Source organism: Clostridium sp. AM54-37XD (assembly GCF_003478225.1).
Classification (GTDB): domain Bacteria; phylum Bacillota; class Clostridia; order Lachnospirales; family Lachnospiraceae; genus Coprococcus; species Coprococcus ammoniilyticus.
In genome coordinates this window covers 228,317-247,534 of record NZ_QUEV01000001.1, presented here as the reverse complement: position 1 = coordinate 247,534, position 19,218 = coordinate 228,317, and the positions used below count along the sequence as shown (strand labels likewise).

Sequence of the window (19,218 nt, the reverse complement as noted above, 5' to 3'; positions counted from 1 at the left end):
TGTAGAATTATTTCTGGATACTGATCTTATCTCCATCAAATTCTACTTCATCTCCATCATACAGTTTTTTTCCTCTTCTGGTCTCAATCTCACCATTTACGATAACAAGACCCTGAGATATAACCTCTTTTGCTTCTACTCCTGACTCTACAAAACCGGCTGCCTTTAATGCCTGACCTAGTTTTATAAATTCATCTCTCAGCTTGATTATTTCCATTTTTTCTTATCTCCAATCCTGGATTATCTGCTTCCGATACCCATTGGAAGGATCAGATAAATATAATTCTCTTCTTCATCCTTGATTACACAAGGTGATTTTGTATTATTCATGTATATAGTAATATCATCATCGTCAATTGCACGGATCGCATCCATTAAGAATTTTGGATTGAATCCAATGATGATATTGCTTCCCTCTTTATGAATCTCTATCTCTTCATTCATTGAACCGATCAGAGAATCTATCTTCAGATATAACATGTTATCTTCTATCGTGAGCTTGATCGGTTTCTTATCTGATTCTTTGATTAGAAGAGATGAACGATCCAGACAGTCAAGAAATTCTCTCTTGTTGATAGTGAACTTGATCTGATAATCAACATTTAACATATTATCAATTCTGAAGAATTCACCTTCTACCAGACGAGATACAACCTTTGTTCTGTCAAATTCAAATAATATATTATTATCTGCAAAGTAGATATTTACATCATCATCTACTCCACCATTTACAATCTTACTAATATAACTGAGTGCCTTGCCAGGAACGATAACCTTCACATCCTGACTCTCATCCTTTAATTCTACATTACGGATAGCGATACGATGTCCGTCAATAGCTACAACACGAAGTCTGTTATTAGAAACCTCAAATAATTCACCTGTCATAACGTTATTGTATTCGCTGTCTGAAATTGAAAAGATCGTCTGGTTGATAATCTCTCTTAATGTAAACTGTGAAATTGTAATATATTTGGATTTTTCAACAACCGGAAGACTGGAAAAATCCTCTCCTGATTTTCCTGCAATGGTAAATAATGATTTCTCACATTTGATAGTTGTCTTGAAATCTTCATTTGTTTCCATATGTATCTCACTATCCGGAAGCTTTCTTACGATGTCCGATAAAAGCTTTGCTTCGATCGCAACCTTTCCTTCTTCGATAACAGTTCCTTCAACATAAGATTCTATTCCAATTTCCATATCATTTGCTGTGAGTTTTATATTTCCATTTTCAGCTTCAATGAAAATACATGAGAGAATTGGATGTGTGGTTTTTGTAGATACAGCTTTTGATACATTACTAATTCCCTGCATCAATTTTCCCTTCATACACGAAATCTTCATTTTGTTTATAAACTCCTTTCCCGGTTGTCTGTAGATATATATTTAATAATAAAAGTAGTAATAACAGTAGTAGTAGGTGTGGATTTGTTGAAACTTCAAAATATCCTTATAAATTCTTATGAAATCAATTATGTGTCTATGTTAATTTTCCTGATATTCAATGTTATTGTAAGTGGACTTATAAACATTTGAAAATCGTCTGAATTGATTGAATTGTCAGATACTAACATTTCATAACAATAGTACAGACATTCATCCACATATAAATAACATTAGCTGTGAGGACTGAGCTTCTTGATAATGACATCAATCGTCTCTGCATATTCAGGATCACTTTCAATCCTCTTATCTACTTTGTTGATATTACTTAAAACAGTCGAATGGTCTTTACCGCCAAATACATCTCCGATGCTTTTTAATCCCTTTGTTGTAAATTTACGGCATAGATACATGGATATCTGTCTTGCATTGGCTACATCCTGACTACGTTTTGAAGATTTGATATCATCAACACTGATATTTAAGTGTTCGGAAACGGTATTAATGATAAGATCAGGTGTGATCGTAACGTTGGTTTCCTTGGATATCATATCTTTTAATATGTTCTTTGCAAGATCCTCTGTGATCGTAACATTTCCAAGTTCGGCATATACACTGATCTTGTTTAATGCTCCTTCCAGTTCTCTTACATTATAGGTAACGTTATTTGCAATATATTCCAGAATGTTGTCACTGATATTCTTGTATCCGTTCATCTCAACTTTATTTTTGAGAATTGCCATTCTGGTTTCATAATCAGGAGCATGAATATCGATCGGTACTCCCCATTCAAATCTGGAACGGAAACGCTCTTCCAGAGTTTTAATTTCTTTAGGAGGCTTATCCGATGACAGAATGATCTGCTTTCCTTCATCGTGAAGTGCATTGAAGGTATCAAAGAACTCCTGCTGGGTACTCTCTTTACCGATAAGATATTGAATATCATCGATCAGTAATACATCAACGGTTCTGTACTTTTCCCGGAACTCGTCGGTTTTGTTTTTCTTGATCGCTTCTACGATTTCATTTGTAAATTTATTGGAAGGTACATAGAGAACCTTCATATTCTTATTATGTTGTAAAATATAATGTGCGATCGACTGCATCAGATGTGTTTTGCCAAGACCTGCTCCACCATATAAAAACAGTGGGTTGAATTTGTCCAGTCCCGGTGAATCTGCGACAGCAAGACATGTTGCATGAGCGAGCTTGTTGCTCTCACCTACAACGAATGTATCAAATGTATATTTTGGATAGAGATTGCTCTTGGTGATCGCTTCGTTGTATTCTTCTTTGGTAACCTCTTCTTTGGAGGTTTTGTTCAGATTACTTTCTACGTCAATTACAATCTCGATAGAATCGTCATCCAGCACTTCTTTTATAGAAGTAACCAGGAACATATCGTACATTTTTTTATTAATAAAATCGATGGCTCTTGAACCCATACTATCATCAACTGCAAAATACAGTTTTTTTCCTTCGACAGAATATAACTTCAAAGGTTTGATCCATGTTTTAACAACAATAGGGGATAATCCATGTTCTGTCTCGAGAAGAGAGAGTATCTCGTCCCATTTTGATAAAATTAATTCTTCCATTCTTCCGAAAATCCTTTCCGTCCAGTCGTTGTGTCTATGGAGTTATAGGCATAGAACCACGTATTTATATCTTATAACAAAATGACCATTTTTTCAAGTTTTATTACCCTCTGACAGACATATGAGAAAAATTTTTTATATAATAGGAAGAAACTCATTTTGATATATGTTAAAAAACTGTTTTGAAAAAGAAGGTGTATAAGTTACATAATAATTATGAAAAAGTATTGTTATGTTAAGTAAAAAAAATGTTACCTTATAAATTGTGAACATCAAAAAATAAGATAAAATATGGATTTATGGAAGAAAGAAAACAATGAATCAAGATGTTATCCACAAGTTATTAACAATTTGTGGATAACATTATGTAAATTGATTATGGTAAAGTTCATATCAATGGATAAATGTGGAGAAAAAGAAAAACCACTAGATTTTGTATTTGAAAATTATATAGACACCAATTTTTGAAAAATATAAAATCACATTTTTCTAACTAAGCGTTTTATGATATGAAAACCCTTGATTTTAAAGGAAAAATTCAAAAAAAACTTGACTGTATGGGGTTATTTATTTATAATATGCAAGGACTTTGTAGGTATCTGTATGTGTTCGTTTGAGTCTGTTATAAACAGAGGAAACGAATGGATGTGGATAAATCATGGTCATAATAAATAAAGGAGGTGTGTAGATATGAAGATGACTTTCCAGCCTAAAAAGAGACAGAGATCAAAGGTTCATGGTTTCAGAAAGAGAATGAGCACTGCTAATGGCAGAAAGGTATTGGCCGCTAGACGAGCTAAGGGTAGAAAGAAATTATCAGCATAGGTCACAAGGTTGTGGCCTTTTTTAGTTTTTCTAATTTTCAATCAATGATTTGGTGGTTATGTTATGAGTAATTTTATTACGTTAAAAAACAGCAGAGAGTTTGGCAGTGTTTATAACACAAAGGATTCGGTGGCCAATAAATATTTAGTTATGTATCTGAGAGCCAACAGCTTGGAATACAATAGACTTGGAATCTCTGTTAGTAAAAAAGTTGGTAACAGTGTGGTAAGACACAGGGTAACCAGATTGATTAGAGAAGCTTATCGATTAAACAAAGACTGTATTTGCAGTGGTTATGACATTGTGTTCGTTGCCAGAGTAACAGCGAAGGACAAGGGGTATCATGAGATAGAAAGTGCTATGATGCATCTGTTCAGGCTGAAGAAGCTGACGATAGTCAGAGATGGTGAAAATTAAAAATGAAAAGAATGTTAATTGGTTTAATCAGATTTTATCAGAGGTATTTGTCCATGTTAAAAGGACATCCTACCTGCAAGTATTTTCCAACCTGTTCACAATATGCGATCGAAGCTTTGGAAAAGTATGGAGTGATAAAAGGTGGCCTCCTGGCTGTATGGAGAATACTTAGATGTAATCCTTTTTCTAAAGGAGGATATGATCCCGTTCCATAAAGGAGGACAAGATGTTTCTAACAGTAGAAGACGGTATGATCTTAGGACCGATATGTTGGTTATTCGGTAAGATTTTCGATCTGATGTATAAATTGATCGAGATTATCAGTAACAGCATGGGAATAGGATATGTTAATCTTAGTATCTGCGTTATCTTATTTACGTTTTTCATAAGAGCTTGTTTGTTTCCATTGAATTTCAAGCAGCAGAAATCTTCTAAGATTATGAGTTTTATCCAGCCGGAGATTAATAAGGCAACAAAGAAGTATAACAATAAAACAGATCAGGAATCCCTGATGAAGAAGCAGCAGGAGACACAGAAAATCCAGAAGAAGTATGGTGTAAGTCTTACATCCGGATGTCTGCCAACTCTGATCCAGCTTCCTGTATTCTACGGTCTGTATCGTGTTATCCAGAACATTCCTGCTTATGTAGGAGATATGAAGGATAAGTACCAGTATATTGTAGAAAGTATGCAGAAAGTGGCTATTGATAAGATTGATGCTTCTAAATTAAGTTCAATTAAGCTTGATTCTAGTGCAAATTATTATGATATCATCAATGCAGTAGCAAGTGATTCAGATGGCAGGGTATCTACAGCTGTTACAGCTTCCAATCAGATGATGGATGCAGTATCAAAAGGTAATCTTACAGATAATAAAGTTATCGATGTACTGGATAAGATATCCACACATGACTGGTCGCAGTTACAGGATATTTTTGGATTTACAAGTGGAAAAGAAGCAGATTATATTCATAACTTTGAAAATATGAACAGATTTTTATTTAATCTGAATATCGCAGATGCTCCCGGACTGAAGCTTTCAGCAGCACTGATCGTTCCAATCCTGTCAGCAGTATTGCAGTTTGTATCTTCAAAGATCAGCATGAGTGCTTCTAACACAAATTCAAATGATCCTACAGCAGCACAGGCAAACAGTATGATGAATATGATGACTTACGGTATGCCGCTTATGTCATTATTTATCTGTATTAATCTGCCAATCGCTATTGGTCTTTACTGGATCATAGGTTCTGTTATCACGATTATTACACAGCTTATTATCAACAATTATTATAAGAAGTGTGATAAAGAAGCAGTTCTTGAGAAATGTAGAGTAAAAGCAGCTAAGAAGCAGGCAAAGAAAGAAGCAAAGCATCCCGGTAAGAAGTCATTTTATGAGAAAATGATGGACGCTCAGAATGGTAATGTAAGTTCAGATAGCACCCAGTCTGAAAGTATTAACAAAATGGCATCTTCAAGACTGAAAAGTTATACGAATCCGACAGTTGATGAAGTGAAACAGTCAGAAAACAATGTTCATTACAAATCTGGAAGCATTGGTTCCAAAGCAAATATCATGCTTCAGTATCAGAATAAGAGTAATGATAAGGGAGGAAATAAATAATGGAGTTTGTAGAATTTAAAGGTAAAACTTTAGATGAGGCACTTATGCAGGCAAGCGTTGAGCTTGGATGTGCCAGTACAGACCTGGAATATAATGTAGTCAGTGAGGGAAGCACAGGTTTTCTTGGACTGATCGGTTCAAAGCCATTTGTCATCAGTGCCAGAAAGAAGAAAACATTTGTGGATGATGTAAGAGAATATCTTGAAACATTATTCAAGGCTATGGATATTCAGGCTGACATTAAGATCGAGTTTAACGAGACAGACAATCTTCTTGATATCGATGTAGAAGGACCGGAGATGGGAATTCTGATCGGTAAGAGAGGTCAGACATTAGATGCACTTCAGTATCTTATTAGTCTCGCAGTAAACAAAAAGAGCGACTCTTATATCAGAGTAAAGCTTGATACAGAGAATTACAGAGCAAGAAGAAAAGAAACTCTTGAAAATCTTGCCAAGAACATTGCATTCAAGGTAAAGAGAACAAAGCGTTCATTTGCACTTGAACCAATGAATCCTTATGAGAGAAGAATTATCCACGCTACTTTACAGAATGATAAGTATGTATCTACAAGAAGCGAGGGTGAAGAACCATATCGTAAGGTTATTGTATATTTAAAGAAATACGACAGAAATAACAAATAATAAAGTATTTTGCTAACAGATACTTGTATAAAAACAGAAAAACATATGTAAATATGAATTTCTGAAAAATATGATTTCCGGAAAATGAAAAATCAGGGTAACGGCTCTGATGAATCGGCTTCCGGAAATTTTTTTTAGGGATAGAAAAAAAGTATGTATAGGTGTATTATCTAAAAGTATGTTAGTATAAATAAAGTGATATGATAATATATGTTATTTGTTATGTCAGTGAATGATATATAGAATATTGATCAGATAGAAACAGGAGAAATCATATGCTTGTAAATGATACGATCGCAGCGATCGCAACCGGTATGGGAAATGCCGGGGTTGGTATTATAAGGATCAGTGGTAAGAATGCAGTTGAAGTTGCTTCAAAGGTGTTCAGGCCGGTAAATGAAGAGAAAAAAATAGAAAGCATGAAAAGCTACACAGCAGCATTTGGACAGGTATATGATGGTGATAAAGAGCTGGACGAGGGTATTCTGCTTCTGATGCGTGCTCCACATACTTATACTTGTGAAGATGTATGTGAGTTACAATGTCATGGCGGAATGGTTGTATTAAGGAATGTACTTGCTGCAGTAATTAAAAATGGTGCAAGACTCGCAGAACCGGGAGAATTTACCAAGCGGGCATTCTTAAATGGAAGGATCGATCTGTCACAGGCAGAATCCGTCATGGATCTGATCAGTGCCAAGAATGATTTTGCGGTGAAATCTTCTCTTATGCAGCTTCGTGGTGATCTGAAGAATCAGATCGTAGATATGAGAGAACAGATTTTATATAATGTAGCGTTTATAGAATCAGCACTTGATGATCCGGAACATTACAGTCTGGATGGTTACCCACAGAAACTACAGACAATTGTGGATAAGTTGGGTGATAATGTGGATAAATTACTGCAAACTTTTGATAATGGAAGGATCTTAAAAGAGGGAATCAAGACGGTTATCGTAGGTAAGCCAAATGCAGGAAAATCCTCACTTCTCAACATGTTTCTGGGAGAAAACAGAGCAATCGTTACGGATATTGCAGGAACGACAAGAGATACCTTAGAGGAAGTTGTCAACATAAATGGTATTATACTGAACATTGTGGATACAGCAGGTATCCGGGATACCGAAGATATTGTGGAAAAGATGGGTGTGGATAAGGCACTGGAATTTGCATCACAGGCAGATCTGATCTTATATGTGATCGATGGATCTGTACCGTTAGATGACAACGATAAGCAGATAATATCAGAGATTAAGGGCAAAAATGTTATTGCCATTATGAATAAAAATGACTTACAAACAGTTGTGGATAAAATGTGGATAACATGCGAGCTTGGTTGTGATATTGTAGAGTTATCTGCTTCTACAGGAGATGGAAAAGAAAAATTATATGATCTGTTAAATGACAAATTTTTTTCCGGCGAATTGGAGTATAATGACCAGTTGTACATTACAAATGCGAGACATAAAGAAGAACTGATGAAGACCAGAGAAAGCCTTTTAAAGGTAAGAGAAAGCATTGATATGGGTATGGAGGAGGATTTTTTCTCAATCGACCTGATGGATGCTTATGAACATCTGGGGCTTATTATAGGAGAAACGAACAGAGATGATCTTGCAGATAAGATATTTGAAGAATTCTGCATGGGTAAATAGGAGGATGGATAAATGCCAGTGGTTGAAGAAAATTATGATGTGGTAGTTGTGGGTGCCGGTCATGCAGGCTGTGAAGCTGCACTTGCTTCTGCCCGTCTTGGACTTGAAACAATTCTGTTTACAGTGAGTATGGACAGTGTTGCCATGATGCCCTGCAATCCAAATGTAGGCGGAAGCTCAAAAGGACACCTGGTAAGAGAACTGGATGCACTTGGTGGAGAGATGGGTAAGAATATTGATAAGACTTATATTCAGTCCAAAATGTTAAATGCATCAAAAGGACCTGCTGTTCATTCTCTTCGTGCGCAGGCAGATAAGTCAAATTATTCCCGTACAATGAAACATACATTAGAGAATACCGATCATCTGGTATTACGTCAGGCTGAGGTAACAGAGCTGATGGTAACAGATGGCGTTGTTAAGGGTGTTAAGACATTTTCCGGTGCAACCTATTATGCAAAGGCAGTTGTTCTCTGTACAGGTACTTATCTGAAAGCAAGATGTATCTATGGAGATGTCGTAAATCATACAGGACCAAATGGACTTATGGCAGCCAATCATTTGTCTGATTCCATGAAAGAAGCCGGAATCGGTATCCGCCGGTTTAAGACAGGTACACCTGCAAGACTGGATAAGAGGACAATCGATTTCTCTCAGATGGAGGAACAAAAAGGTGATGAGCATATCGTTCCATTTTCCTTTACAAATACAGAAGAAGATATCAAGCGGGATCAGGTATCCTGCTGGCTTTGTTATACAAATGAGGAGACACATGAGATAATTCGTGAGAATATCAACCGTTCTCCATTGTTTTCCGGTGTGATTGAGGGTACAGGACCAAGATACTGTCCTTCGATCGAAGACAAGGTTATGAAGTTTCCGGATAAGACGAGACATCAGATTTTTATAGAGCCGGAGGGTGAATTTACAAATGAGATGTATATGGGCGGAATGTCCAGTTCTCTTCCGGAGGATGTTCAGTATAAGATGATACGGAGCATGAAAGGACTTGAGAATGTCAGGATCGTAAGAAATGCTTATGCGATCGAGTATGATTGTATCAGTGCGATCAATTTGAAACATTCACTGGAATTTAAGAATGTGGAAGGTTTATTTGGCGCAGGTCAGTTAAATGGAAGCTCCGGTTATGAGGAAGCAGCAGCGCAGGGTCTTATGGCAGGTATCAATGCAGCCAGAAAGGTACTTGGAAAGGAGCCTGTTGTATTGGATCGTTCACAGGCTTATATCGGTGTATTGATCGATGATCTGGTTACAAAGGAGACAAAAGAACCATACCGTATGATGACTTCCAGAGCAGAATATCGTCTGCTGTTAAGACAGGATAATGCGGATCTTCGACTGACCGATATCGGTCATGAAATCGGTCTGATCGACGATGAGAGATATGAGAAATTCTGTCAGAAACGTGCAATGATCGAAGAAGAAACAAAGCGTTTAAATGAAACCATGGTTGGCGGAAACAGTAAGATTCAGGAATTCTTACGTTCTATGGAGACAACGGAGTTAAAGACAGCAGTAAGTCTTGCAGAGTTGATCCGCAGACCGGAGCTTTCTTATGAGAAGATTGTACCGATTGATCCGGACAGACATCCGTTGCCTGCGGATGTGATCGAACAGATTGATATATCGATCAAGTATGAAGGATATATCAAGAGACAGACAGAACAGGTACATCAGTTTAAAAAGCTGGAAAAGAGGATGATTCCGGCTGATCTGAATTATGATGATGTATCGAATCTTCGAAAAGAAGCCAGACAGAAGTTAAAGGATATCAAGCCGGAAAATATCGGTCAGGCATCCAGAATCTCCGGTGTATCACCGGCAGATATATCTGTGCTGCTGGTTTATCTGAAGATGAAGCAGCATGACGTAGAATCAGAAAATAAATAAAAAAGCAGATATGAAGATAATATAAAATTATCTGTAGGTAAGTGTTATTTTTGAAAGCATATAATTTGAGATGTAATATATATGTTCAGAAATATATAGAAAGGATACCATAAATATGGATCGACTATATGAAGTAGTAAAGAAGATAGATATTGAATTAAATGATCATCAGTTAGAGCAGTTTCAGAGATACTATGAGCTTTTGGTAGAGTGGAATAAGGTTATGAATCTGACAGCCATCACAGAGAAGGAAGATGTCATTATAAAGCATTTTGCAGATAGTCTTCTGCTTGCAAAATATAAAAAGCTGGATGAATCTTTATCAGTCATAGATGTAGGGACCGGAGCAGGATTTCCCGGAATACCGCTTAAAATCGCTTTTCCGGGTTTAAAGGTAACATTAATGGATTCCCTGAATAAGCGTGTAAAGTTCTTAAATGAGGTTATCCGGACACTTGAGATGGACGATATAGAAGCTATTCACAGCAGAGCTGAGGATGGTGGAAGAAATGCACAGTATCGTGAGAAGTATGATCTTGCGGTATCAAGAGCGGTTGCAAATTTATCCTCTTTATCAGAGTTTTGTATGCCATTTGTTAAGACAGGTGGATATTTTATTCCATATAAGGCATCCGGACTGGATGAAGAGATACATGCAGGAAAAAAGGCGATTCGTATCCTTGGAGGACAGGTGGAAAATATCTTCCATACAACGATCCCGGATACGGATATGGAGCGTTGCTTTGTATTTGTAAAGAAGATGGCAGCAACACCGGAGGAGTATCCAAGAAAAGCAGGAACAGTGACAAAGAAGCCTCTTGGATTGAAAGAAAAATAAAAAAGTATAGTAGAAATGAAAAATATATAATATCAATGAAAGACATTATATAAAATGAGCAGGTATTTGTAAACCTGCTCCATTTTTATTAGGAAAATATACAGAAAAATGATCTGTTCGTTTTATTATCAAATGTTAGAATATTATCTTGTAGCACGAGTGTGCCGTTTTTCTTTACGTCTCTCTCGAATTTCTGTCTGTTTTTGTTTGATAGCTTCAACACCGTTTTTATCTATTGGTTTAATTGTTTTAACAACATAGTATTTTCCGTTATCAAGTGGTTTAAATTTTATCTTTCCACTGAAATAACCATGGTGCCAGCATTTCCCTGCACAGATGTAAGAAGACGGACTGTTTGAAAACCATTCAAGCCTCTTATTGATCTTCTTGTTACATTTGTAGCATCTTATACAGGCAATATCTTTATCGTCCATTGCTTCCTGCTTGCTTGAAAATTCTCTTGTAATGTATTCATACTGATTATTATGTATGGCTACAATTTCCTCTTCCTTTTTTGTAGGATGAATATACAGATCGAAGCTGTATAAATCTTTCAAATTTCTTGGATGCATCTCTTTTAAAACAAGAGCGGTATATCTGGCATCGTTTACAGCAGAATGAAAAGGTTCATCTTCCGGTATATTAAAATCTGCAACTGCTTTTTCCAGTTTACTGACGGTAGAACCGGTTGGGTCGACCATGTTTGCATATATCTGCTGAAGATTTAAAAATTTCAAAGGACGAGGAAGCTTGTCCATATAGTAGAAAGCCATATTTGTCTGTAATTCGGTAAGATCCATGGGACCCCAGGTACAGAAGATATAATCTTTACCGCACCATTCCAGAAATTCCGTACAGACTTCTTTAAATCCTCTTCCTTTTGCCAGATCCGTTTCATCATAATTTAAAATGGTTCTGATTTTTGAATGTAATTTTTTATAGATCCGGGGTTTTATCAAACTGGAGTATTCATCAATGATGCGATAGTTCTTATCTACTTTAACCGCACCGATTTCGATTATTTCAAACGGCATTCGGGGATGTTCTCCGATATGACCGGAATAACTTTGATTCCACTCAAGATCCATTACGATATAGTTCATGTGTATTGATCCTTTGATTTGTTATATGAAAATAACTGTCGTATACTTTCAAATTAATTTATATGCACTAAAATGCACCTGGCGGGATTCGAACCCACGGCCTTCCGCTTAGGAGGCGGACGCTCTATCCTGCTGAGCTACAAATGCAGAAGGGGAAAATATATTATAAACCCAACATTACTATGATACCCAAGAATGTAAGAAATGTCAATTTCTTAAAAAATAACATTTCCCTGGAGCCAGATTTCGCCTTTGAACCGGCGACCTGGAGCAGGTGTACCGAGCAGATCTTTTTCATTGATCGCTATAGCCATCAGCATTTCATTTGTTTCCACATTCAGAAGGTATACAGGTTCCTTTGTATAATCATTTTCGCACAGGCTGCAGTCCAGAATATTTCCTATGATAGAATAATGTTCTGTTTCAATGCCATATGGCATGAAATTCGTTTCTACGATAGAAAGGATATCTTCGTAATGTGCACGGCGACTTACCTGTGTATAGATATCCATATCATCTAATGTAAGGCTTTCCATGGCGGAACGGTCTCCTTGTCTGGCAGCTTCGATCAGTTTGTTTCGATTAACAGAGGAACATTTATGTTCTCTGTTTGCAGGTGGAAGCTGTTCAATATCAAGAATAACTTTACCGCTTGTTGACAGTCCGGACATATAAGCCTTAGTGATCAGATGGTTGGAATAGTTCATCCATTTTGTATTTGCATAATCAGAAATATTTGTCAGAAAGAAGATAAGTGTCATGCCCAGATTATAGTCTTCACAGACACCGGCATAGGATTCTTTATCACCATGTTTTTCTATATAGATCCGTTCCTGATTCATAATGAAAGAACTGCGGACATAGGGAAAATAGTATTCAAATGAAATGGTATTATCGATGTCCATTTCTCCGACAAGAGAGATACCGAAGTGTTTTCCAAAGTCCTTATTTAATTGAACCAGACGGGTGTCTGCATCAACAGTTACAATGTTTTTTGTTGTTGGGTTGGCAATGATCTCCTTTGTGATCGGAGTTAACTGCCGTCTGTTTTTAATGTCGGAAAATCCAATGGAACGTAAATAACTGTGCACACAGACACCTCCTTTCTGATTCTTAACTTATTTTACTATGGTCAAAAAAGTATATTTAATTAATAAATATGGAATTAAGCTTCAATCTTATCTTTTCCACCCATGTATGGACGGAGTGCTTCCGGAATTCTTACAGAGCCATCTGCCTGAAGATTATTCTCAAGGAAAGCAATCAGCATTCTAGGTGGAGCAACAACAGTGTTGTTTAAGGTATGTGCAAGATACTTCTTACCGTCTTCACCCTTTACACGGATCTGAAGTCTTCTTGCCTGAGCATCACCCAGATTTGAGCAGCTTCCTACTTCAAAGTATTTTTTCTGACGTGGAGACCATGCTTCTACATCCAGTGATTTAACCTTCAGATCTGCAAGATCACCGGAGCAGCATTCCAATGTACGTACAGGAATATCAAGTGAACGGAAGAGGTCAACGGTGTTCTGCCATAATTTATCAAACCACATTTTGCTTTCTTCCGGTTTGCAGACAACGATCATTTCCTGTTTCTCAAACTGATGAATACGGTATACACCACGTTCCTCAATACCATGAGCACCTTTTTCTTTTCTAAAACAAGGTGAATAGCTTGTAAGTGTCTTTGGAAGTTCTTCTTCCGGAATGATCTGATCGATGAATTTACCAATCATGGAATGTTCAGATGTACCAATCAGGTAGAGGTCTTCGCCTTCAATCTTATACATCATGGCATCCATTTCTGCAAAGCTCATAACACCTGTAACGACGTTACTTCGAATCATGAAAGGAGGAACACAATAGGTAAATCCTCTGTCAATCATGAAATCTCTTGCGTAAGAGATAACAGCAGAATGAAGTCTTGCGATATCACCCATCAGATAGTAGAAACCATTTCCTGCTACACGTCTTGCTGAATCAAGATCCAGTCCATGAAGATGTTCCATGATCTCTGAGTGATATGGAATCTCAAAATCAGGAACAACCGGCTCACCAAAACGTTCAATTTCTACGTTTTCGGAATCATCTTTACCAATAGGAACAGATGGATCAATGATATTTGGAATTACCATCATGATCTCTTTTACTTTTGCCTGAAGTTCAGTTTCTTTTTCCTGTAATTCAGATAAGCGTTCTGCCTGTTCTGTTACCTGTTTTTTTACTCCTTCAGCTTCTTCTTTTTTGCCCTGTGCCATTAATGCACCGATTTGTTTGGAGAGCTTATTACGATTCGCTCTCAGATCGTCAGCCTCCTGCTGAGTTGCTCTTGCCTGGGCATCAAGTTCAATTACTTCATCAACAAGTGGAAGTTTGCTGTCCTGAAATTTGTTCTTAATGTTCTGTTTTACTACATCTGGATTCTCTCTTAAAAATTTAATGTCTATCATTTTTTGATATTCCTCCTGGTTCATATGGAATAAGGTTGTTTATACTTATTCTCACATGCTTTTATATTTTTTTGACTATAGTCAATTATAATTATTTTTTATTATATTTAATTGTTTTTTATTATGATTTATTATTCTTCTTCCATAATATCAGCAATCTCTTCATCAAGCGTTTTTGCACGTTCAATGGCTTCTTTTTCTTCATCAGAAAGAGCTACATAGGATTCACCTTTGATCAGCTCTTTTGCATAAGCGAAGCATCCTTCTCTGGAATGCATACAATTTAAAACTACACCATTGTTACGACTGTCGAGAAATGCAATTGCGAAGCTAAGACTTCCGCCCATTCCCTCAAATGCATCATATTTGACTAATCCGATTTTGCTGATACATGCTGCAAGTGTTTCCTGGATCTCTTTGTGTTCTTTTGTAAGCCGCTTGGAATTGTTCTTCACAGCATCCATTTCAGCAAATCGATCCAATATAATTTCTTCCATATCACCTGCCGTTTTACCACTTAAAAGGCGTTTGATATCTTTATTTCTTTTCTTTATATTCGCCATAAGATAGAATACAAGTCCAAATAAAACGATGACGAGTACAAGAAGTATGATTAAAATAATGGCAGGGTCAATACCAATCTTATCTAGTAAAGAACTGTTCATTCTGATATTTCCTTTCCAATTATTCTCTGTGAATAGAATATAACATCTCTGTTATTCTTTCCAATTCTTCCTGAGAATAATAATTTATTTCAATTTTTCCTTTATCATTGTTTTTTGATTTGATTTCAATCTTTGCACCCAGAATATTTTTCAGACGGCTTTCAATATCATTGTAGAAGATAGAAAGATCTTTTGTGTCTACATTATTCTGCTTTGGTTCTTTTGGTGCACTAAGTAGTTTCTTGACATAGATTTCTGTATCACGAACACTTAATTTATTATCAAATATAAAGTTTGCAGCTTCTGTCTGTAGAGCAGCATCCTCAATCGGAATTAACGCTCTGGCGTGTCCGGTTGTCAGCTTGTCTTCAATGATCATCTGACGAACTTCATCACATAATTTCAGAAGTCGAAGAGAGTTTGCAATCGTTGAACGATTCTTTGAAACCTTTTCAGCTACTTCTTCTTGTGTAAGACTGTATTCGTTGATAAGACTTTCATATGCCATTGCTTCTTCAATCGGATTCAGGTCCTCACGCTGAATATTCTCTATGAGAGAAATCTCCATAATTTCACGGTCTGTGTATTCTCGGATTACAACAGGTATTTCCTTTATTCCGGCCATCCTGGCAGCACGCCATCTTCTTTCACCGGCAATAATCTCATAGAACTTTCCTTTTTTTGTTACAATAAGAGGCTCTAATACTCCGTATTGTTTGATAGAATCAGCCAGCTCCTGTAAAGCATCTTCATCAAATTGCTTTCTTGGCTGTGATTGGTTTGGTTCAATCTGTGTTATTTTAATTTTCTGTTCTACTTCTTTTACAACTTCCTTCACAACTTCTTTTGTGACAGTTTTTGTTGTCCCACTGGAAGCAGATTTTGATTTACTCTTTGGTGGATCATTTGTAGGAATTAACTGATCCAGACCTCTGCCTAAGCCTTTTTTTACAGGCATTTTATTTCCTCCTGTGAGTCATTTGATTTTTATTTGTAATAATCATTTGCTATGACTTCATCAGCCAGCATCATATAATGTTCAGCTCCGGCAGATCGTGGATCATATGCAATGATTGGCATTCCATAGCTTGGGGATTCAGCCAGACGAACATTTCTTGGAATAATAGTGTTGTAAATATGCTGATTCAGATTTTGTTTTACATTATCTACAACCTGCATTGACAGATTGGTACGGGAATCGTACATGGTAAATACAATCCCTTCAATCGTAAGTAGTCTGTTTAATTGTTTCCGTATCAGATTAACGGTGTAAATTAACTGGGATAATCCATCTAATGCAAAGAACTCACATTGAATTGGAACTAATACAGTATTGGCTGCTGTTAAGGCATTTACTGTTAACATTCCAAGAGCAGGAGGGCAGTCAATGATAATATAATCAAATTTACGTCTTACATTCTTGATATGGTTTTTAAGAATATACTGTGGATCTTCCACTGTAACAAATTCTACTTCTGCACCTGCAAGCTCTCTGCTGGCTGGGAGAAGATTCAGTCCTTTGATATCAGGGTAAACGTCGATAAGCATACATTCGCCTAAATTGCAGTCACCGTTTAACATATCATAAACACTGTACTCAAGGGAATTCTTATCAACTCCAAGTCCACTGGTCATATTTCCCTGTGGATCCATGTCAATTGCTAAGACTTTCTTTCCTTTTTTTGCAAGACATGCCGCAAGATTGATTGCAGTTGTAGTTTTTCCTACGCCACCCTTCTGGTTGGCTATTGCGATAATTCTTCCCACTTGATATTCTCCTTTTATGTTTCACGTGAAACATTCTATATTTCCAATAATTGTTTTCTCTACATATGTGAACATACATATTATATAATATAATTAAGTGATTATTAGCTAAAGAAGACATGTAGCTGTTTTCTATATCTTTTATTCATATAATATATATGATTTTCATAATATGTAATTTTATTGTATTATGCCAACAGATTAAATGTTTGTTTATTGATTCCGTGTTCCATTATATCACTATAATAGGATTAATGAAATGAAAATATCTCTATATATTACAAATCCCGTTACACTAATTATTGAATAATCAGTAGAACGGGAATTTTGTAATAGGCTAATAAAAAAGGAAAGATGTGACGTAACATAATATAGCGGCTCCGGAAAGAGCAATTTAAAAAAAGGGGGGGATTAAATTTTGCTATATCATGTGTAGTCACATCAATCTTATCGAAACGTAGACTGCGCCTTCGATAGTCTTATTATAACACCATTGTGTAGAAATATCTACTATTATTTTGAAAAATGTTGAAAAAATTTATATAGAGTGTTTCACGTGAAACATTCTATAACACCATCATTTGCTCTAAAAACTTGGAAACTTCCACCCATGCCTTTTTGGACTCGGGCATAAGAGTCATACCCATTTGAAATACATGAAACATGTTCTCGTAGATGGATAAGCGTACTTTTACACCTTGTGACTTGGCTTTTTCAGCAACCAGAACAGAATCGGATAAAAGCATTTCATTTGATCCAACCTGAATCAGCATTGGAGGAAAACCAGTGAAATCTCCAAACAATGGTGAAATATATGGATCTGTCAGATCGTGATTTCCGGGATATACACTGTTATAGATCAGACTTTCATTTGTATTGCCAAAGAGAGGATCAATCTCAAAGTTTTCTGTATAGGATGATCCGCTTGCAGTCAGATCTGTCCATGGTGACATAGCTACGATTCCGGCAGGAAGAATACGGTCACGGTCTGTAAGATAATGGCAGAGAGCCATAGCCAGTCCGCCACCTGCAGAATCACCAGCAAGAATAATATGGTTTTCCGAGTATCCATGATTTAGCAGCCAATCATATGCATATAAAGCATCATTTAATGCTGCAGGATATGGATTTTCAGGAGCAACCCTATAGTCAATGGATAAGACGGATGCACCTTTTCCAAGTTCCGAATATAATCCGGCAAACATACGATACTGTGTTTTAAAAGCTCCAACATAACCACCACCATGAAGTTGCAGGACAACATATGGATTATGAGAATTTTTCCACTTTAACAGTTCCATTTTGAAGTTTTTAGTTTCAATCAATTCACTGGTAAAGTGATCGGGATATTTGTATGTTTTATCAATGTCGCTTTTGGAACGATTGTTATTTCTGATCTGCGTAAGAAGATTATTGCTGTTAAAATCAGCGACCAGTTCACATACAAGCTTTGCCTGTTTGCTCATTCCTGAAGTATCAGGAGGAGTAGAAGAACCAGAGGTTAATTTATCTAAAAGTGCCATTTAATAAAATCTCTCTTTCTAAATTTAGTTAATAGTAAGCAGTGCACAACGAAAAATAATTGCTGGCACTGCTTTTACTATAAGATAATTTGTATTTTAAGATATTTATATTTGTAGAATATTATCTGTGATGTCATTTATAAAATAATATCTATGCCTGAAATATAATTCTATACATGAAATCTACGTTTTAGTTCTGTTGTTGCAGGTCGATCTCCGAACACCAGTGTACCACCGAGCAACAGAGCACTCATAATATCTGCAATGATCATAAAGAAATCATGTTTGAAGAACTTTCCGGTAAGCATAAGTATTGTCAGGATCACACAGATAATAATGATATATACCTGTAATAAAATATAGGATTGCCAGTTTTCAGTATTAATAATCATCAATACAAGAATTGCAATGTCAAGCATTGCAATAACACAAGGTATTGCAAAGTCAATTGACCACCCGGTATATCCAAGGATATAATCAATCAATACAAGAACGGGCATGATGAAAATTGCCTGTACCAGCATTTTTTTTCGATGACTCTTATTGTGCCTAAATGAATAGATCAGTGAAAAACAGGCATATGCAAGTCCGATTCCACAAAGAGCTGACCATTTGACCTTTGAATATGTCAGGTAGTTGATCAGGATCAGGATTCCTTCTACAACAATACTGCAAAAAATTGTCAGTTTGATAACAAATCGCATACGACGCATTGCAGGTGTGATGTCCGGATACATAACAGATTTTGACTTTTCACCAGTTTCTTGACTATGGTCAAGAAAGTCTTTTTCGCTTTCCGGATCTTTCACCGGA

General features: G+C 36.4%; 19 protein-coding genes and 1 tRNA gene. 8 read left to right on the top strand and 12 right to left on the bottom strand.

Translation table 11 applies throughout. From position 1 onward, the window contains the following. Window positions 1-7: 7 nt before the first annotated feature. From DXA07_RS01070 to dnaA, 3 genes are all read right to left on the bottom strand, one after another. Window positions 8-217 (bottom strand): RNA-binding S4 domain-containing protein, encoded by a 210-nt coding sequence (locus DXA07_RS01070; protein ID WP_008401671.1) that lies wholly within the window; start codon window positions 215-217, stop codon window positions 8-10. A 23-nt stretch (window positions 218-240) separates the two neighbouring features. Continuing rightward, on the bottom strand, window positions 241-1,347 hold the full coding sequence (dnaN, locus tag DXA07_RS01065) for a DNA polymerase III subunit beta (RefSeq protein WP_021944264.1): 1,107 nt from the start codon (window positions 1,345-1,347) through the stop codon (window positions 241-243). A 272-nt stretch (window positions 1,348-1,619) separates the two neighbouring features. Further along, window positions 1,620-2,984, bottom strand: coding sequence for a chromosomal replication initiator protein DnaA (gene dnaA, locus DXA07_RS01060; protein ID WP_021944265.1), 1,365 nt, complete (start codon window positions 2,982-2,984; stop codon window positions 1,620-1,622). A gap of 690 nt (window positions 2,985-3,674) precedes the next feature. Here dnaA and rpmH point away from each other — a divergent pair. The 8 genes from rpmH to rsmG all read left to right on the top strand — a co-directional run bounded on the left by rpmH (window position 3,675) and on the right by rsmG (window position 10,898). Further along, on the top strand, window positions 3,675-3,809 hold the full coding sequence (gene rpmH, locus DXA07_RS01055; RefSeq protein ID WP_004852723.1) for a 50S ribosomal protein L34: 135 nt from the start codon (window positions 3,675-3,677) through the stop codon (window positions 3,807-3,809). 63 nt (window positions 3,810-3,872) lie between these two features. Then, window positions 3,873-4,226 (top strand): ribonuclease P protein component, encoded by a 354-nt coding sequence (rnpA, locus tag DXA07_RS01050; RefSeq protein WP_021944266.1) that lies wholly within the window; start codon window positions 3,873-3,875, stop codon window positions 4,224-4,226. A gap of 2 nt (window positions 4,227-4,228) precedes the next feature. Next, on the top strand, window positions 4,229-4,441 hold the full coding sequence (gene yidD / locus DXA07_RS01045) for a membrane protein insertion efficiency factor YidD (protein ID WP_084770674.1): 213 nt from the start codon (window positions 4,229-4,231) through the stop codon (window positions 4,439-4,441). Window positions 4,442-4,452: 11 nt separating this feature from the next. Further along, a complete protein-coding gene (locus tag DXA07_RS01040) occupies window positions 4,453-5,850 on the top strand; it encodes a YidC/Oxa1 family membrane protein insertase (protein ID WP_117784571.1) in 1,398 nt (465 codons plus the stop codon). Further along, window positions 5,850-6,494 (top strand): RNA-binding cell elongation regulator Jag/EloR, encoded by a 645-nt coding sequence (gene jag / locus DXA07_RS01035; RefSeq protein ID WP_118482950.1) that lies wholly within the window; start codon window positions 5,850-5,852, stop codon window positions 6,492-6,494. The genes DXA07_RS01040 and jag overlap by 1 nt, the downstream gene beginning before the upstream one ends. A gap of 275 nt (window positions 6,495-6,769) precedes the next feature. Next, a complete protein-coding gene (gene mnmE, locus DXA07_RS01030) occupies window positions 6,770-8,149 on the top strand; it encodes a tRNA uridine-5-carboxymethylaminomethyl(34) synthesis GTPase MnmE (protein ID WP_118482948.1) in 1,380 nt (459 codons plus the stop codon). Window positions 8,150-8,161: 12 nt separating this feature from the next. Continuing rightward, on the top strand, window positions 8,162-10,060 hold the full coding sequence (gene mnmG, locus DXA07_RS01025; protein WP_118482946.1) for a tRNA uridine-5-carboxymethylaminomethyl(34) synthesis enzyme MnmG: 1,899 nt from the start codon (window positions 8,162-8,164) through the stop codon (window positions 10,058-10,060). Window positions 10,061-10,175: 115 nt separating this feature from the next. After that, entirely contained in the window at window positions 10,176-10,898 is a 723-nt protein-coding gene (rsmG, locus tag DXA07_RS01020) for a 16S rRNA (guanine(527)-N(7))-methyltransferase RsmG (RefSeq protein ID WP_118482944.1), read from the top strand. A 143-nt stretch (window positions 10,899-11,041) separates the two neighbouring features. Here the strand turns inward: rsmG and DXA07_RS01015 are convergent, their stop codons facing one another. From DXA07_RS01015 to DXA07_RS00975, 9 genes are all read right to left on the bottom strand, one after another. Continuing rightward, window positions 11,042-12,001 carry a 3'-5' exonuclease gene (locus DXA07_RS01015; protein WP_021944272.1) on the bottom strand — a complete coding sequence of 320 codons (960 nt, stop codon included), beginning with the start codon at window positions 11,999-12,001 and terminating at the stop codon, window positions 11,042-11,044. Between the two features lie 73 nt (window positions 12,002-12,074). Then, window positions 12,075-12,148 (bottom strand) — tRNA-Arg (locus DXA07_RS01010). Window positions 12,149-12,216: 68 nt separating this feature from the next. Beyond that, the gene (locus tag DXA07_RS01005; RefSeq protein ID WP_021944273.1) at window positions 12,217-13,092 is read right to left on the bottom strand and encodes a DUF3881 family protein; all 876 of its coding nucleotides are present in this window, start codon (window positions 13,090-13,092) and stop codon (window positions 12,217-12,219) included. A gap of 74 nt (window positions 13,093-13,166) precedes the next feature. Further along, a complete protein-coding gene (serS, locus tag DXA07_RS01000; protein ID WP_117822441.1) occupies window positions 13,167-14,450 on the bottom strand; it encodes a serine--tRNA ligase in 1,284 nt (427 codons plus the stop codon). A gap of 131 nt (window positions 14,451-14,581) precedes the next feature. Then, window positions 14,582-15,115, bottom strand: coding sequence for a DUF4446 family protein (locus tag DXA07_RS00995; protein ID WP_118482942.1), 534 nt, complete (start codon window positions 15,113-15,115; stop codon window positions 14,582-14,584). Between the two features lie 19 nt (window positions 15,116-15,134). Further along, window positions 15,135-16,073: a ParB/RepB/Spo0J family partition protein gene (locus tag DXA07_RS00990; RefSeq protein WP_021944276.1), complete on the bottom strand. Its 939-nt coding sequence runs from the start codon at window positions 16,071-16,073 to the stop codon at window positions 15,135-15,137. Between the two features lie 29 nt (window positions 16,074-16,102). After that, a complete protein-coding gene (locus tag DXA07_RS00985) occupies window positions 16,103-16,882 on the bottom strand; it encodes an AAA family ATPase (protein WP_021944277.1) in 780 nt (259 codons plus the stop codon). A gap of 566 nt (window positions 16,883-17,448) precedes the next feature. Further along, window positions 17,449-18,405 (bottom strand): alpha/beta hydrolase, encoded by a 957-nt coding sequence (locus DXA07_RS00980; protein ID WP_347470671.1) that lies wholly within the window; start codon window positions 18,403-18,405, stop codon window positions 17,449-17,451. A 170-nt stretch (window positions 18,406-18,575) separates the two neighbouring features. Further along, a complete protein-coding gene (locus tag DXA07_RS00975) occupies window positions 18,576-19,214 on the bottom strand; it encodes a DUF6320 domain-containing protein (RefSeq protein WP_118482940.1) in 639 nt (212 codons plus the stop codon). Window positions 19,215-19,218: the final 4 nt, after the last annotated feature.

Coding starts and splice junctions, on each gene's coding strand:
- DXA07_RS01070 (WP_008401671.1), bottom strand. CDS start 217: ATGGAAATAATCAAGCTGAGAGATGAATTTATAAAACTAGGTCAGGCA.
- dnaN (WP_021944264.1), bottom strand. CDS start 1,347: ATGAAGATTTCGTGTATGAAGGGAAAATTGATGCAGGGAATTAGTAAT.
- dnaA (WP_021944265.1), bottom strand. CDS start 2,984: ATGGAAGAATTAATTTTATCAAAATGGGACGAGATACTCTCTCTTCTC.
- rpmH (WP_004852723.1), top strand. CDS start 3,675: ATGAAGATGACTTTCCAGCCTAAAAAGAGACAGAGATCAAAGGTTCAT.
- rnpA (WP_021944266.1), top strand. CDS start 3,873: ATGAGTAATTTTATTACGTTAAAAAACAGCAGAGAGTTTGGCAGTGTT.
- yidD (WP_084770674.1), top strand. CDS start 4,229: ATGAAAAGAATGTTAATTGGTTTAATCAGATTTTATCAGAGGTATTTG.
- DXA07_RS01040 (WP_117784571.1), top strand. CDS start 4,453: ATGTTTCTAACAGTAGAAGACGGTATGATCTTAGGACCGATATGTTGG.
- jag (WP_118482950.1), top strand. CDS start 5,850: ATGGAGTTTGTAGAATTTAAAGGTAAAACTTTAGATGAGGCACTTATG.
- mnmE (WP_118482948.1), top strand. CDS start 6,770: ATGCTTGTAAATGATACGATCGCAGCGATCGCAACCGGTATGGGAAAT.
- mnmG (WP_118482946.1), top strand. CDS start 8,162: ATGCCAGTGGTTGAAGAAAATTATGATGTGGTAGTTGTGGGTGCCGGT.
- rsmG (WP_118482944.1), top strand. CDS start 10,176: ATGGATCGACTATATGAAGTAGTAAAGAAGATAGATATTGAATTAAAT.
- DXA07_RS01015 (WP_021944272.1), bottom strand. CDS start 12,001: ATGAACTATATCGTAATGGATCTTGAGTGGAATCAAAGTTATTCCGGT.
- serS (WP_117822441.1), bottom strand. CDS start 14,450: ATGATAGACATTAAATTTTTAAGAGAGAATCCAGATGTAGTAAAACAG.
- DXA07_RS00995 (WP_118482942.1), bottom strand. CDS start 15,115: ATGAACAGTTCTTTACTAGATAAGATTGGTATTGACCCTGCCATTATT.
- DXA07_RS00990 (WP_021944276.1), bottom strand. CDS start 16,073: ATGCCTGTAAAAAAAGGCTTAGGCAGAGGTCTGGATCAGTTAATTCCT.
- DXA07_RS00980 (WP_347470671.1), bottom strand. CDS start 18,405: ATGGCACTTTTAGATAAATTAACCTCTGGTTCTTCTACTCCTCCTGAT.